Annotated in this window: 14 protein-coding genes; 7 read left to right on the top strand and 7 right to left on the bottom strand. The window is 68.0% G+C overall.

The features are described from left to right. Window positions 1-83 precede the first annotated feature (83 nt). The 3 genes from EV137_RS39835 (at window position 84) to EV137_RS39825 (ending at window position 4,871) form a co-directional block, all read left to right on the top strand. The gene (locus EV137_RS39835) at window positions 84-1,613 is read left to right on the top strand and encodes an amino acid permease (RefSeq protein WP_166680160.1); all 1,530 of its coding nucleotides are present in this window, start codon (window positions 84-86) and stop codon (window positions 1,611-1,613) included. Between the two features lie 235 nt (window positions 1,614-1,848). Next, on the top strand, window positions 1,849-4,605 hold the full coding sequence (locus EV137_RS39830) for an AAA family ATPase (RefSeq protein WP_134133338.1): 2,757 nt from the start codon (window positions 1,849-1,851) through the stop codon (window positions 4,603-4,605). 20 nt (window positions 4,606-4,625) lie between these two features. Continuing rightward, entirely contained in the window at window positions 4,626-4,871 is a 246-nt protein-coding gene (locus EV137_RS39825) for an SCO4848 family membrane protein (protein WP_134003951.1), read from the top strand. Here EV137_RS39825 and EV137_RS39820 read toward each other — a convergent pair. After that, window positions 4,843-5,637 carry a helix-turn-helix transcriptional regulator gene (locus EV137_RS39820; protein ID WP_134133337.1) on the bottom strand — a complete coding sequence of 265 codons (795 nt, stop codon included), beginning with the start codon at window positions 5,635-5,637 and terminating at the stop codon, window positions 4,843-4,845. The two genes, EV137_RS39825 and EV137_RS39820, sit on opposite strands and share 29 nt — an antisense overlap. Before the next feature lie 23 nt (window positions 5,638-5,660). Between EV137_RS39820 and EV137_RS39815 the strand changes: the two genes are divergently transcribed. Together EV137_RS39815 and EV137_RS39810 are read left to right on the top strand one after the other, a co-directional pair. Then, entirely contained in the window at window positions 5,661-6,488 is an 828-nt protein-coding gene (locus tag EV137_RS39815; RefSeq protein WP_134133336.1) for a M55 family metallopeptidase, read from the top strand. A 43-nt stretch (window positions 6,489-6,531) separates the two neighbouring features. Next, the gene (locus EV137_RS39810; protein WP_166680159.1) at window positions 6,532-6,972 is read left to right on the top strand and encodes a DUF488 domain-containing protein; all 441 of its coding nucleotides are present in this window, start codon (window positions 6,532-6,534) and stop codon (window positions 6,970-6,972) included. Here EV137_RS39810 and EV137_RS39805 read toward each other — a convergent pair. Beyond that, a complete protein-coding gene (locus tag EV137_RS39805; RefSeq protein ID WP_134133333.1) occupies window positions 6,969-7,772 on the bottom strand; it encodes a DUF8757 domain-containing protein in 804 nt (267 codons plus the stop codon). The genes EV137_RS39810 and EV137_RS39805 overlap by 4 nt on opposite strands. Before the next feature lie 123 nt (window positions 7,773-7,895). Here EV137_RS39805 and EV137_RS39800 point away from each other — a divergent pair, with 123 nt between their 5' ends. Then, window positions 7,896-8,318: a DUF2000 domain-containing protein gene (locus tag EV137_RS39800; RefSeq protein ID WP_238175871.1), complete on the top strand. Its 423-nt coding sequence runs from the start codon at window positions 7,896-7,898 to the stop codon at window positions 8,316-8,318. Window positions 8,319-8,535: 217 nt separating this feature from the next. On the opposite strand, the gene EV137_RS39795 is transcribed toward EV137_RS39800, so the two are convergent. The 5 genes from EV137_RS39795 to sdhC form a co-directional block, all read right to left on the bottom strand. Further along, entirely contained in the window at window positions 8,536-9,648 is a 1,113-nt protein-coding gene (locus EV137_RS39795) for a WD40/YVTN/BNR-like repeat-containing protein (protein WP_134133332.1), read from the bottom strand. A gap of 127 nt (window positions 9,649-9,775) precedes the next feature. Next, window positions 9,776-10,480 carry a succinate dehydrogenase iron-sulfur subunit gene (locus EV137_RS39790; RefSeq protein ID WP_131285930.1) on the bottom strand — a complete coding sequence of 235 codons (705 nt, stop codon included), beginning with the start codon at window positions 10,478-10,480 and terminating at the stop codon, window positions 9,776-9,778. Next, complete coding sequence (sdhA, locus tag EV137_RS39785) at window positions 10,480-12,222, bottom strand: succinate dehydrogenase flavoprotein subunit (RefSeq protein ID WP_133785108.1); 1,743 nt, start codon at window positions 12,220-12,222, stop codon at window positions 10,480-10,482. The genes EV137_RS39790 and sdhA overlap by 1 nt, the downstream gene beginning before the upstream one ends. A 7-nt stretch (window positions 12,223-12,229) precedes the next feature. Next, on the bottom strand, window positions 12,230-12,685 hold the full coding sequence (locus EV137_RS39780; RefSeq protein ID WP_134003963.1) for a succinate dehydrogenase hydrophobic membrane anchor subunit: 456 nt from the start codon (window positions 12,683-12,685) through the stop codon (window positions 12,230-12,232). A gap of 1 nt (window position 12,686) precedes the next feature. Next, window positions 12,687-13,064 carry a succinate dehydrogenase, cytochrome b556 subunit gene (gene sdhC, locus EV137_RS39775; protein ID WP_133785111.1) on the bottom strand — a complete coding sequence of 126 codons (378 nt, stop codon included), beginning with the start codon at window positions 13,062-13,064 and terminating at the stop codon, window positions 12,687-12,689. A gap of 226 nt (window positions 13,065-13,290) precedes the next feature. On the opposite strand from sdhC, the gene EV137_RS39770 reads away from it, so the two are divergent. Further along, entirely contained in the window at window positions 13,291-14,106 is an 816-nt protein-coding gene (locus tag EV137_RS39770; protein ID WP_134003965.1) for an MBL fold metallo-hydrolase, read from the top strand. The last annotated feature ends 86 nt before the right edge of the window (window positions 14,107-14,192 follow it).

Below are 14,192 nucleotides of genomic sequence, written 5' to 3'. Positions count from 1 at the left end.
CTTGACAGTGCCTGACCGGGGTGCCTCAATTGTCCAAAGGTCTGGGGGGAGACCATTGAGGCGCGTGTCTAGGAGGCCCCGCAATGAGCAATGACGAGTCCGCCGCCCCGATGACCGACGACGAGAAACGCCTGCATCAGTTGGGATATGCGCAGGAACTGTCCCGGACGATGTCCGGGTTCTCGAACTTCGCGGTGTCCTTCACGATCATCTCGATCCTGTCAGGCTGCCTGACTTTGTACGGGTTCGGGATGAACACCGGCGGCCCCGTGATGATCATCTGGGGCTGGCCGTTCGTCGGCCTGATGACGTTGTTCGTCGGCCTCGCGATGGCGGAGGTCTGCTCGAGCTTCCCGACCGCGGGCGGGCTGTACTACTGGTCCGCCAAACTCGCGCCGTCCAACGGCGCGGCCTGGTCCTGGTTCACAGGCTGGTTCAACTTCCTCGGCCAGGTCGCGGTCACCGCCGGGATCGACTTCGGCGCCGCGTTCTTCCTGAACGCGTTCCTGGACCTGCAGTTCGGATTCAGTACGACGCCAGGCCACACGATCCTGCTGTTCGGGATCATCCTGCTGGTGCACGGGCTGCTGAACTCCTTCGGCGTGAAGCTGGTCGCCAGGCTCAACGACATCAGCGTGTGGTGGCACATCGTCGGCGTGGTCTTCATCGTCGGCGCGCTCGTGTTCGTGCCGGACAAGCACCAGTCGGCCGGCTTCGTGTTCGGCCATTTCGTCAACAACACCGGCTGGGGCTCCACCTTCTACGTCGCCCTGCTCGGCCTGCTGCTCGCGCAGTACACGTTCACCGGGTACGACGCTTCCGCGCACATGACCGAGGAGACCCACGACGCGGCCCGGTCGGGTCCGCGCGGGATCGTGATGTCGATCCTGGTCTCGCTGGCGGCCGGGTGGGTGCTGCTGATCGGCCTGACCTTCGCGATCCAGAGCTACGACGGCGCCCTCGAGGGCGATATCGGCGTACCGCCGGCCCAGATCTTCATCGACGCGGTCGGTGGCGGGCTGGCCAAGGTCCTGCTGCTGGTCGTGATCGGCGCCCAGCTGTTCTGCGGGATGTCGTCGGTGACCGCGAACTCGCGGATGATCTACGCGTTCTCCCGCGACGGGGCGTTGCCGGGGTCGAAGTTCTGGCACAAGATCAACGGCAAGACCAGGACGCCGACCAACGCGATCTGGCTGGCCGCCGGCGGGGCGTTCCTTCTCGGCCTGCCGTACCTCTGGAACGCGACGGCGTACGCCGCTGTCACGTCGATCGCGGTGATCGGCCTGTACATCGCCTACGTCCTGCCGACCCTGCTGCGGCTGCTGCAGGGCAAGGACTTCCAGCCCGGCCCGTGGCACCTCGGCCGCTGGAGCCGCCCGATCGGGATCATCGCGATCGTCTGGGTCGCGTTCATCACGATCCTGTTCATGCTGCCGCAGGTCAGCCCCGTCACTGGTAGCACCTTCAACTACACGCCGATCGCCGTACTCGTGGTGCTCGGCTTCGCGGCGGCGTACTGGTTCCTGTCCGCCCGCCGCTGGTTCACCGGCCCCAAGGTCCAAGGCACCGAGGAGGAACTGGCCGCCATCGAACGCGACCTCGAGTCCATCTGATCATCTCTTTTTGAGCCCTCCTCGACCGGTTGCGCCGGCGCGAAACGGTCGAGGGGGGCTCAATGTCGTCGAAAGACCATCCGGTGCCCCGGCACGATCGTGCCGCCGCGACTGCTCGGAACTGTGCAGTAATGGGTGTCAGGATGGTGGCCAGCAAATTTCCTCATGTGACACTCGTCGTGTCGAACGGTCAATGACTGTGATGATCGGCGAGGGTAATCCTTCGAGGAGTTGGATGACTGACGACGAGCTGGTCGGACGTGCCGGACTGGTCGAGCGTGCTACCAAGCAGCTCGAGACCAGCGGCAGCGTGCTGCTCTACGGCCCGACCGGCATCGGCAAGTCGGCCCTCGGCCGGGCACTCGTCGCGGAGCGTGGCCGGAAGGGCTGCCGGATCCTCAGCGCCGCCCCGTCCAACTCCGAGGCCGGCCTGCCGTATGTCACGCTCCTCGACCTGCTCTCCCACCAGCTCGAGTTCGCCTGGCAGGTGCTGCCGGACCACCTCCGGCAGCCGCTCGAGGTCGCGCTGCTGAAGGCGAGCGCCCCGGATACGGTGCGTGACGAGCTGGCCGTGCGCCTCGCCGTACTGCATGTCCTCCGCCGGCTCGCCACGACCGGCCCGGTGCTGATCGTGGTCGACGACATCCAATGGGTGGACCCGTCCAGCCTCGAGGTGCTCACGTTCTGTGCTCGCCGGCTCTCCGAGGGCGTGCACCTGCTCGCCACCGAGCAGGTGGCCGACGGCGACCTGCCGGTGATGGCCGACGCCTGCCCCGAGCCCGTCCTGCAGCTCGAGGTCCCGCCGCTCACGGAGCCCGACGTACTCGGCCTGCTCCGGCAGCGGCTGTCCAGCCCGCTCCCGGTCCGGACGGCGCGCCGCATCTTCACCGCGAGCGCCGGCAACCCGTTCATGGCCCTCGAGCTCGGTCGGGCCGTACTGCGGCATCCGAAGAGCGTCTCGCCCAACGACCCGCTCCCGGTCTCCAGCCGCCTCAAGACCCTTCTCGGTGAGCGTCTCGGCGACCTGTCCAGCGAGACCCACGAGCTGCTCCTGCACGCCGCGTCCTCTCCGCGTCCGACCACCACGCAATTGGCCCAGTCCCTGGAACGCCCGATCGAGGTCGACCTCGCCGAGGCGGAAACCCTCGGTCTGATCGATATCTCCGCCGAGCGGCTCCGCTTCACACACCCCCTGCTCAGGGAGTTCGTGTACGCCGAAGCCACGTCGGCCGCGCGTCGTCAGGCCCACGCCAAACTCGCCGCCGTGGTCGACGAACCGGTGGAGAACGCGACCCACCGCGCCCTCGCCACCCAGGAGGCCGATCCGGAGCTGGCCGCGACGATCGAGGAGGCGGCCACTGTCGCCGCCGGTCGGGGAGCCCCCGGTGCCGCCGCGACCCTCTGGCGGCTGAGCGCCGACCGGACACCGTGCACCCAGCCGGACGAACGCGCCCGCCGCCTCACCAGGGCCGCCGACGATGCCGCGGCTGCTGGTCACCTGGCGGAATCGGCCGACATGGCGCAGCTCGCCGTACAGACAGCGACGACACCCGAGACCAGGGTGCCCGCACTGTTGCTGTGTGCCGACGCGGTCTGGCCGGAGCGAGATCGCCGGGTCGAGTTGCTCGCGGAGGCGTTCGCGGCGGCCGAGGGCAACAAGCGGCTCGAGGCACGCGTGCGCATCGAGCGCAGCCACAGCCACTACTTCGATCGCAGCCTGGACGACGCGCAGGAGGATGCGCGGATCGCTGAGGCGCTGGCGCGCGAGGCCGGTGACACCGAGGCGATCGTCGACGCCTTGAGCGCGTCGAGTTCGGTGCTGATGGCCCGCGACGCCGAGGAGACCTCTGACGCCGTGCTGGAGCAGGCGGGTGAGCTGGCCAAGGGCCTGCCGCTCACCAGGACCGTGGTGAACGCCCGCCAGATGGCCGCGATGCGCGAGCTGTTCCGCGGCCGGACCGACGAGGCGATCACCGCGATCACCGCGTTGGCCGACGAGGTCCGCGACCACGGCGCGATGCGCTGGCTGGCGTCCGTACTGATCTCCGCGACGGCGATCTACGAGCGCAGCGGCCGCGGCGCCGACGCGCTGGCCGCCGGGCACGAGTGCTACCAACTGATGCAGGACATCGGTGACGAGGCCGAGGTCGGCATGGTCATCGCCAGTCGTGCGGAGTGGGTCGGCGGTTCGGCGGCCATGGGCCGGCAGCTCGCCGAGGCGGCGCTGGACGCGTGCCGCCTGGTCGGGAACGACGAATGGACCGGTCCGGCGCTGGTCAGCCTCGGGCTGATCAGCGTACTGAACGGCGATCCGCAGCGGGCCGTCGAGGCGTTCGACGCGATCGCGGGGTCGGGCGAGGCCGCGATGCCGTACGACCCGGCGGTGATCCCGTGGCACGCGGACTACGCCGAGGCCCTGGTCGCGGCCGGCCGGCTGGACGACGCGGCCGCCCTGATCGCCGAGATCCGCACCCGCGCCGAGAACCTGGACCGCCGCGTGGTGAAGCTCGGTCTGGATCGCGCCGAGGCGCTGCTGGTCGCCAAACAGGGCGACCCGGCCGCGGCCCTGGAGCTGCTGGAGAAGACGGTCAGTACGGCGGGGGACCGGGTCTACCCGCTCGACCTCGCGCGCTGTGAGCTGACCCGCGGCCGGATCGCCCGGCAGGCCCGTCGCAGGTCGGTCGCCCGGACCGCGTTCCTGGACGCGATCGAGCAGTTCGAGGCGTACGGCGCGCCCGCCTGGCGCGAGGTCGCGGAGATGGAGCTCGCGCGCCTCGACGTACCGAGCCGGAGCCGGCAGCCGTCGGAGCTGACCGACAACGAGCAGCAGATCGTCTCGATGGTCCGCGACGGCTCCACGAACCGCGAGATCGCCGCGGCCCTGTACCTGTCGGTGAAGGCTGTGGAGTCGCAGCTGACCCGCCTGTACCGCCGCTTCGGAGTGGCCAACCGCACCCAGCTGCTCCGCATGGTCGACCGGCCCAATTCTTGAGCCTGGGTCAGAATGGCTGGGTGAAGCTCGAACGGAAGCACGCACTCGTCCTGCTCGCCATCGCCGCCTGGAACGTCATCACCTACCTGCGCTTCATCAAGGCGCTCGTGGACACCGAGGACCGCCCGACCGGGTACTACGTGGCGCACACCGTCCTGATCGTCGTGAACCTGCTGATCGCGGCGCTGCTCGGCACCTGGGGAGTCCGCGCGTACAAGGCAGCTAAGTACAGGGCGGCTAAGACCGCACAAAACTCGCCGGTGTGACTCCGAGCAGTTTCCGGAAGTGCCGGTTGAGGTGCGACTGGTCGTAGAACCCTGCCAGCGTCGCCACCTCCGCGGCCGGATGCCCGTCGAGCAGGTACCGCCGGGCCAGATCGACTCGCCGTCCGGTCAGGTACCGGTGCGGCGGCATCCCGTACTCCCGGCTGAACGCCCGCACCAGATGCGCCGGATGCGCATGCACCAGCTTGGCGGCGTCCTCGAGCTTGATCCCGTCCGGCACATGCGCGTCGAGCAGATCGCGCAACTGCGCGGCCACGCCCGAGTCGGACCGGTCCGGTGGAGCGACCACCTGCCGCCGCAGATGCTGCCCGAGGCGCTCCTCGATCAGCGTGAGCCGGCTCTGCGCCTCCAGGTCCTCAACACCGCTTTCCAGTACGCCGTGCAGCTGGTGGATCCGGTGCCGTAACAGCGGGTCGACGTACTCGGGCTGGTCGACGGCCGCGCCGATCAGGTTCGTGCCGCCGAGCCGGCCGGGATCGAGGTAGAGGACCCGTTTGCGGAAGCCCTGCGGCAGGACCGAGCGGCCGTCGTGGGGGACATGCGGAGGGAGGAGCGAGACCTGCGCCTGTGCCAGACCGTGCTCGTGGCGGTCCAGGTCGTAGCGGACCGCGCCCTCGTCGACGATCAGCACCGTCCACGCGTCGTGCGTGTGGCTCGGGTACGCGTGCGACGGGAAGTGCGCATGCAGCACCTCGACGACCCCGTCCACCCGAGGCCGCCACGCCCGGACCGTGGCGCCGATGCTCATGGTTAGAACATAACCTGCTGCGTGTGAAGGTCTACGTGAGTGCGGACATGGAAGGTATCACCGGGGTCGTCGACGCGGAGGACGTGCAGCCGCCGGGGCGGGACTACGAGCGCGGCCGGGTGCTGATGACCGAGGACGTGAACGCCGCCGTCCGGGGTGCGTACGCCGCCGGCGCGACCGAGGTCCTCGTGAACGACGCCCACGGCCCGATGCGCAACCTGCTGCCCGACCTCCTCGACCCGCGCGCCGGCCTGATCAAGGGCCGTCCGAAGCCGATGGGCATGATGGAGGGCCTGACCCCGGAGTACGACGCCGTACTCTGCATCGGGTACCACGCCCGCGCCGGCGTGCTCGGTGTCCTGAGCCACAGCTTCATGGGCCACGAGATCGAGGACATCTGGCTGGACGAGCAGCTCACCGGCGAGATCGGCCTGTTCCACGCGGCCTCGGCGGCGTACGGCGTACCGCTGGCGCTGCTGACCGGGGACGACGCCGCCTGCGACGAGATGAAGGCCTGGGATCCCGCGGTAGCGACCGTGCCGGTCAAGTTCGCCAAGGACCGCTTCGCCGCGCAACTCGTCCCGGTCGCGGAGGCCCGCGAGTCGATCGAAGCGACAACAGCTGAGGCGCTGCGCACCCTCTCCAAGCCGGACGCCCCAACCGGCCCCCGAACCCTCGCCGTCCGCTGGCAGTCCGCCTCAGTCGCGTCCCACCTCACCGCAATCCCCGGCGTAACCCGCCGCGACGACCGCACCGTCACCCTCGCCGGCGACATGCTCCACCTCTACCGCATGTTCAACCTGTTCCTCCGAGTCTGCACAGCAGTAACCTCCAACCCGCCGTACTGCTGAGCCGTTTTGGAGATTCGACCCGCCGACGGGCAGGATCGGAGGTGTGGGTCGATCAGAAATCCTGTCCGTCGGGTACGAGGGCCGCAGTCAGCAGGACCTCCTGGACGTGCTGAGAAGCCACGGCGCGACCGTGGTTGTCGACATACGTCTGAACCCGATCAGCCGCAAGCCAGGGTTGAGCAAGACCCGTCTCGCCGAAGCGCTGACGGCGGCCGGCATCGAGTATCGACACCTGAAGGCACTCGGCAATCCACGGGACAACCGGAGCCCGTTCCATGAGGGAAGGGTCGCCGAGGGCTGCGAGGAGTTCCGGAAGTTACTCGCCGCGCCGGAGGCGGAGGCCGCGCTCCAGCAAGTCGTGGACGAGAGCCGCAACACGACGCTGGCCGTGCTCTGCTTCGAGAAGAGCCATGAGCACTGCCATCGCCAGGTCGTCGTTGACGAGACCAACAACCGCGAACGGCGTGACATCACCTACGCCTAGAACATCGGCGCCGTGCTCGTGCGCAACGGTGGGTAGAAGCATCCAAGGACACAGAAACTTCGCGGAAACCGGGCGATGTTGCCGACGTAGAAGTGCAGATCCTTGGCCGAGGACGCCATCTCGACGAGCCACCTCTTCCGGATGGCCCGCAGCGCACCCTCCTCGCCGTACTTGGTACGCCAGGATCGGTAGGCTTGGCCGATCTCCCAGTCGAGGACACGCTGCTGGTGAGAATCGTTGCGGGCGCAGTCCTCGCACTGGTACCGGTACCGGAACTTGTACGGAATCTCTTCCAGGCCTTCGACGCTGGGGGAGTCGAACAGCGAGAGCTGATCGAGTTTGGCTTGTTGCCGTGTGCTTCGCGGCTGAGCGTCCTCCCAGACCAGATCGAGCACGCGTCGCGGCCTGAAGACTCCGAGTGAAGTGCCGGACATCGCCTGCGCGGACTGGACGGCGCACATCGACGGTGCGCGTAGGGGTTCGACGTACGACCTTCGTTTGAACCAGTCGCGTCCGGTGTCCAAGTGGCTGAGAACGCGGATCGAATTCGCGTCCGGCAGGTAGCTTTCGGGCCGCGTATCGCTGCTGGTACGTCGTGCTCGCAGGCGAACAATGTCGTACTTCTTGAACCGTTGCGCATAGGGGAGATCGCGGAAAGGGACGGGGAACAGCCTGACCCAGGCGGGAACGCCGGTGTCGGTGCGGATGCCGGCGACACAGACGCATTCGCCGTGCATGTCAGATACGACGGGATAGGCCTTCACGGTCACCAGAAGTTCGAGCGTTTCCCACTCCAGCATGCGCTCCCCTCTCACCCATCACTCATCGTAGATGGGCGATTACGGAACGGCAGATCGAGCGTGTCATGGGGATGCATAGAACGTACAAGACTGGTGCCGGACTCATCGGTGACGATCAGTGGTGTGGATGAGCCGATCAAGTTCGATACGAAGATTGCTGTGTTGTTGCGGGACGACCTGGCTGTTTGGCAGCGGTTGAATGTGACGGCGTTCCTGGTCAGTGGGATTGCCGGGACGCATCCTGAGGTGGTCGGCGAGCCGTACGAGGACGCGGATGAGGTGCGCTATCTGCCGATGTTCCGGCAGCCGGTGATGGTGTTCGAGGGGTCCAAGGAGTTCATGACCACTGCCCACGAGCGGGCTCTCGGACGGGGGATCGAGCACTCGGTGTTCACTCAGGATCTGTTTGCCACGGGCAACGACCGGGACAACCGCGCAGCGGTCCGGGCCGTCCGCACCGCCGAACTCGACCTGGTCGGCATCGCCTTCTACGGCCCGAAGAACGCCGTCGACAAGACCTTGAAGGGCGCCACCAAGCACCACTGAGCCGGCACCGCTCGGCCGCGGACGGTCGCAGTCCGGGCGACGTCCGGGTGGGCCCGATGCGGTCGGTGTGCAGCTGGACAGGTGGTGTCAGCTGTCGGGGTAGTGCACCTGAGTGTGATGGTGTCCGCGCGTACAGCGTCTCGCGGGTGCACTACCTGTCCAGCTGCACACGATCCGTCGTGCCCGCCCTCCGCTGAAATCCACGACTCGAGGACGGCTAGCGGGGGGCGAACTTGGTCCAGGTGGCGCCTTGGTCGGTGCTGAGGACTACCTCGGTGGTGCGGCGTTTGGGGACCTCGGAGCCGTACATGAGTTGGGCGTCACCGGAGAGGTCGGCGAGGTCGCCGGGGTAGCCGCGGTCCAGTTTGGCGGCGCCGTCGCGGACGCGGTAGAGGCGCGGGCGGTCGCCGGGGCGGCCGCCGAGCATCAGGGCGGTGCCGTCGTCGAAGGCGAGCGGCGCGACCGCCAGGCTCTTCGGCGGGTTCTCGACCGTCGTCCAGTTCGCGCCGCGGTCGGTGGAGATCTGCATCTTCGAGACGGTCTGGCCGGTGGCGCCGACGGTGACCGCGGTCGAGAGCAGCGTGCGGCCGTCCGGGCTGATCGCGAGCCGGCCGAGCTGGTTGTGGCTGTCGAGTGAGCGCGAGCCCCACGTGCGGCCGCCGTCGTCGGTCCAGACGACGTCCGTGCGGCCGATCCCGGTCAGGATCCAGCAGCGTCCGGACTCGTCGCAGACCGGTGACCGGGTGCCGCGGGTCCGGAGCATCCGGACCGTCGACTCCTCCGGGTTCACCACGACGATCGACCCCGGCACGATCCGGTCGGTGAGGATCTCGTTCTTCTCGAACGTCGAGGTGGGCAGCCGGTACCGGAGCTTGGTGAGCACGGGGCCGTCGTACGTCAGCCGGAACATCATCGTCGCGCCACCGGTCAGCGTGCCCTCGAGCGGCGGGGCGACCGCGATCGCCTCCTTGCCGGCCTGCAGCGTCGCGTACGGGACCGGCCACTCGGGGGCGGTGGCGCGGGAGCCGTCGCGGTCGATCACCGCGGCGAACTTGCAGTTCGGGCCGCTGGTGCAGTCGGACCAGCCGGCCGCCCAGCGGTTCCTGGTGACCATCGTGATCGCCAGCACCTGGGCGCGCTCGGAGTTCACCACCGCGCTGCCGGACCGCCCCGCGGCGGCCGGTTCGATGGCGATCGGCGGATCGGTCTGCGACGGGTGCGAGGCCAGCTGCACTACCGCGAGCACGATGGACGTCGCGGCCGCGAGCACCCCGAGGACCAGGAGCGGCGGCGTGCTGCGGGGTAGGCCACAGCGCTCCAACAGCTCCACCAGGCGACGGTAGTAGCGGTCGGACAACTCGCGCAGGCGCGGCTCCACAGTCACCCCCCAAGGCGCAGGTGTCCCCGCAAGGGGGGTCAGGTCGGCGGTGGAATCTTATGCGAAAGAGGGCGCAAGCTCACACCCGACGGAAGATGAGTGCGCGCTTCACTTCCTGGATCGCCTTGGTGACCTCGATGCCGCGCGGGCAGGCGTCGGTGCAGTTGAAGGTGGTCCGGCAGCGCCAGACGCCTTCCTTGTCGTTCAGGATCTCCAGCCGCTGCTCGGTGCCCTCGTCGCGGCTGTCGAAGATGAACCGGTGCGCGCCGACGATCGCCTGCGGGCCGAAGTACTGCCCGTCGGACCAGAACACCGGGCAGGACGTCGTACAGGCGGCGCACAGGATGCATTTCGTGGTGTCGTCGAACCGGTCCCGGTCGGCCTGCGACTGGATCCGCTCCCGGGTCGGCTCGTGGCCGCTGGTGACCAGGAACGGCATCACCGAGCGGTACGCGTCGAAGAACGGCTCCATGTCGACGACCAGGTCCTTGAGCACCGGCAGGCCCTTGATGGGCTCGACGGTGATCTCCTTCTCCGGGTTCAGGTCCTTGATCAGGGTCTTGCAGGCCAGCCGGTTGCGGCCGTTGATCCGCATCGCGTCCGAGCCGCAGACACCGTGCGCACAGGACCGCCGGAACGTCAGCGTGCCGTCCTGCTCCCACTTGACCTTGTGCAGCGCGTCCAGCACCCGGTCGGTCGGCTGCAGCGTGACGGAGTACGTCTTCCACTCGGCCTCGTCGACGACCTCGGGGTTGTACCGCAGGATCTTGACCTTCACGTCCATCAGTACTTGCGCTCCATCGGCTTGTAGCGGGTCTGCACGACCGGCTTGTAGTCGAGCCGGATCGTCTCGTTGCCGTCGGCATCGACCTCGCGGTACGCCATCGTGTGCCGCATGAAGTTGACGTCGTCGCGCTTGTCGTAGTCCTCGCGGAAGTGCCCGCCGCGGGACTCCTTGCGCTCCAGCGCGGACACCACCAGTACCTCGGCCAGGTCGAGCAGGAACCCGAGCTCGACGGCCTCCAGCAGGTCGGTGTTGAACCGCTTGCCCTTGTCCTGTACGGCGACGTTCTTGAACCGCTCCTTCAACGCCGCGATGTCGACGAGCGCCTGCTTCAGCGAGCCCTCGGTGCGGTACACCTGCGCGTTCAGGTCCATCGTCGCCTGCAGGTCGGCCCGGATCGCGGCGATCCGCTCCTGGCCGGTCGAGTTGCGCAGGCCCTCGACGAGCTCGACGACGTACGCCTCGGGATTCGCCGGCAGTTCCTCGAAGGACGCCGTGGCGGCGTACTCCGCGGCGGCGATCCCGGCCCGGCGGCCGAACACGTTGATGTCGAGCAGCGAGTTGGTGCCCAGCCGGTTCGCGCCGTGCACGGAGACGCAGGCGACCTCGCCGGCGGCGTACAGGCCCGGAATCACGTCCTCGTTGTTGGCCAGCGCCTCGCCCTTGATGTTGGTCGGGATGCCGCCCATCGCGTAGTGCGCGGTCGGGAAGACCGGGATCTGCTCGGTGTACGGCTCCACGCCCAGGTAGGTCCGGGCGAACTCGGTGATGTCCGGGAGCTTCGCGTCGATGTGCGCCGGCTCCAAATGGGTCAGGTCGAGCATCACGTACGCGCCGTCCGGACCGCAGCCGCGGCCCTCACGGACCTCGTTCGCCATCGCGCGGGCGACCATGTCCCGCGGCGCCAGGTCCTTCACGGTCGGCGCGTACCGCTCCATGAATCGCTCGTTGTCCTTGTTCCGCAGGATGCCGCCCTCACCGCGGGCCGCCTCCGACAGCAGTACGCCGAGACCCGCCAGGCCGGTCGGGTGGAACTGGAAGAACTCCATGTCCTCCAGCGGCAGGCCCTTGCGCCACACGATGCCCATCCCGTCGCCGGTCAGGGTGTGCGCGTTGGACGTCGTACGGAAGACCTTCCCGAAACCGCCGGACGCGAAGATCACCGACTTCGCGGAGAACACGTGCAGCTCGCCGGTGGCCAGCTCGTACGCGACCACGCCGCTCGCCTTGCCGTCGGTCATCAGCAGGTCGAGAACGTAGTACTCGTTGAAGAACTCGACGTTCTGCTTGATGCACTGCTGGTACAGCGTCTGCAGGATCATGTGACCGGTACGGTCGGCCGCGAAGCAGGACCGGCGTACGACGGCCTCACCGTGGTTGCGGGTGTGGCCGCCGAAGAACCGCTGGTCGATCTTGCCCTCGGCGGTCCGGTTGAAGGGGAGGCCCATCTTCTCCAGGTCGAGTACCGCGTCGACGGCCTCGCGGCACATCACCTCGGCCGCGTCCTGGTCGACCAGGAAGTCGCCGCCCTTGACCGTGTCGAAGGTGTGCCACTCCCAGTTGTCCTCCTCGACGTTCGCCAGCGCGGCGCACATACCGCCCTGGGCGGCGCCGGTGTGCGAACGGGTCGGGTAGAGCTTGGTGAGTACGGCGGTACGGGTCCGCTTGCTCGACTCGAGGGCCGCGCGCATCCCCGCGCCGCCCGCGCCGACGATGATGACGTCGTACTGGTGCTGTTGCATGACTTCCTTATTTACAGACCGACAACGTGGAGTTGGGGTCGAGGCAGGGGTCGAACGTGAAGATGACCAGGGTGCCGAGAACGACGATGACGATTGCCGCCGTGATCAGCAGGGCCTTGAGCCAGAACCGGGTCTGGTCCTTCTCGGCGTAGTCGTTGACGATCGTGCGCAGCCCGTTGGTGCCGTGCAGCATCGCCAGCCACAGCATCAGCAGGTCCCAGACCTGCCACAGCGGGTTGGCCCACTTGCCGGCCACGAAGCCGAAGTCCAGCGCGGTGATCCCGCCGCCGAGCATCAGGTTCACGAACAGGTGCCCGAGCACCAGGATGACGAGGGCGAGCCCGGACAGCCGCATGAACAGCCAGCTGTACAGCTCGAAGTTGGTCTGCCCGGAACGGTTCCGGCCGCCGCCCTTCAGCTTACGGGCGCTGGAGCTGGACCGCGGCGCGGCAATGTCGCTCATCTCAGCCTCCGAAGACATGTGAGAGGTGACGGATGACGAACGGCACGAACAGCACCACCCAGAGCACGCCGACGCCGATCATCAGCTGCCGCTGGTAGCGCGGGCCCTTGGCCCAGAAGTCCACCAGGATCAGCCGCACGCCGTTGAACGCGTGGAACAGGATCGCCGCCACCAGACCGACCTCGAGCAGGCCGACGATCGGGTTCTTGTAGGTGCCGATGACCTCGTTGTAGGCCTCCGGCGAGACCCGGACCAGTGCGGTGTCCAGTACGTGCACCAGCAGGAAGAAGAAGATCCCGACACCGGTGATCCGGTGCGCGACCCATGACCACATGCCCTCCCGGCCGCGGTAGAGCGTGCCGGCTGGTTTGCTGGGCAAACCGTCCTCCGATCGAACGTCTCTCGGCCCGGAGAAAACCAAGCCGGTTCGATGCTAGTCCCGCGATCAGCCCCGAAATGTCCTGACAGGTGTGAGATCGGTCGCGTAGTGGCCCATCGGGCAGGCCCCGCACTGGCCCTCGACGGTGAGCCTCCGATGCACTTGACTTCAACTGCGCTTGAACGCTTTGGCTGACGGCACATCAGAATCGAAGGGGAGAACTACAGTGAGTTTCTGGATCTGTGCGACCTGTGCGGTGGAGCACGCGGAGCAGGTCGAGGTGTGCGCGATCTGCGCCGACGAGCGGCAGTGGGTGCCCGCCGACGGGCAGCACTGGACCACGCTCGAGGAGCTGGCCGCGGCCGGCACCGAGGTCACGGTCGACGAGGTCGAGCCGGGTCTGTACGGCGTCCGCTCGAAGCCGCCGGTGGGGATCGGGCAGCAGTCGATGCTGGTGACGACGTCCGAGGGGAACCTGCTCTGGGACCCGATCGGGTACCTGGACGACGACGCCGTACGCCGGATCCGGGAACTCGGCGACGTGGTCGCGATCGTCGCCAGCCACCCGCACATGTACGGCGTCCAGGTCGAGTGGAGCCACCGCCTGGGCGACGTACCGGTGTACGTCTCGGAGGCCGACAAAGAGTGGGTCGCGCGGCCGGACGGGGTGATCAAGACCTGGTCCGGGCAGCTCACGCCGCTACCCGGAGTGACCGTCATCCAGCCCGGCGGGCACTTCCCCGGCAGCGCGGTCGTGCACTGGGCGAACGGTGCCGAGGGCAAGGGAGTGATCCTGTCCGGCGACACCATCTTCGCCAACCCCGACCGCACCTCGGTCAGCTTCATGCGCAGCTACCCGAACCGCATCCCGCTGTCCGGCGCCGTCGTCGACCGGGTTGCGCGCTCCCTCGACCCCTTCGAGTACGACCGCCTCTACAACAACTTCGGCTCAGTCATCCCGGTTGACGCCAAGGCCGTCGTACGCCGCTCCGCCGACCGCCACGCGGCGTGGGTCCGAGGCGACTACGACCACCTGACCTGATGCGTACCGACCAACGGGTAGTACTCGGCCCGCCGGCCGGTGGTCACGCTCGGAGCGAACCACCGGACGACGCGGAGGCCAACCAC

The organism is Kribbella pratensis (genome assembly GCF_004366075.1).
Classification (GTDB): domain Bacteria; phylum Actinomycetota; class Actinomycetes; order Propionibacteriales; family Kribbellaceae; genus Kribbella; species Kribbella pratensis.
This window is presented reverse-complemented; position numbering and strand designations above follow the sequence as displayed.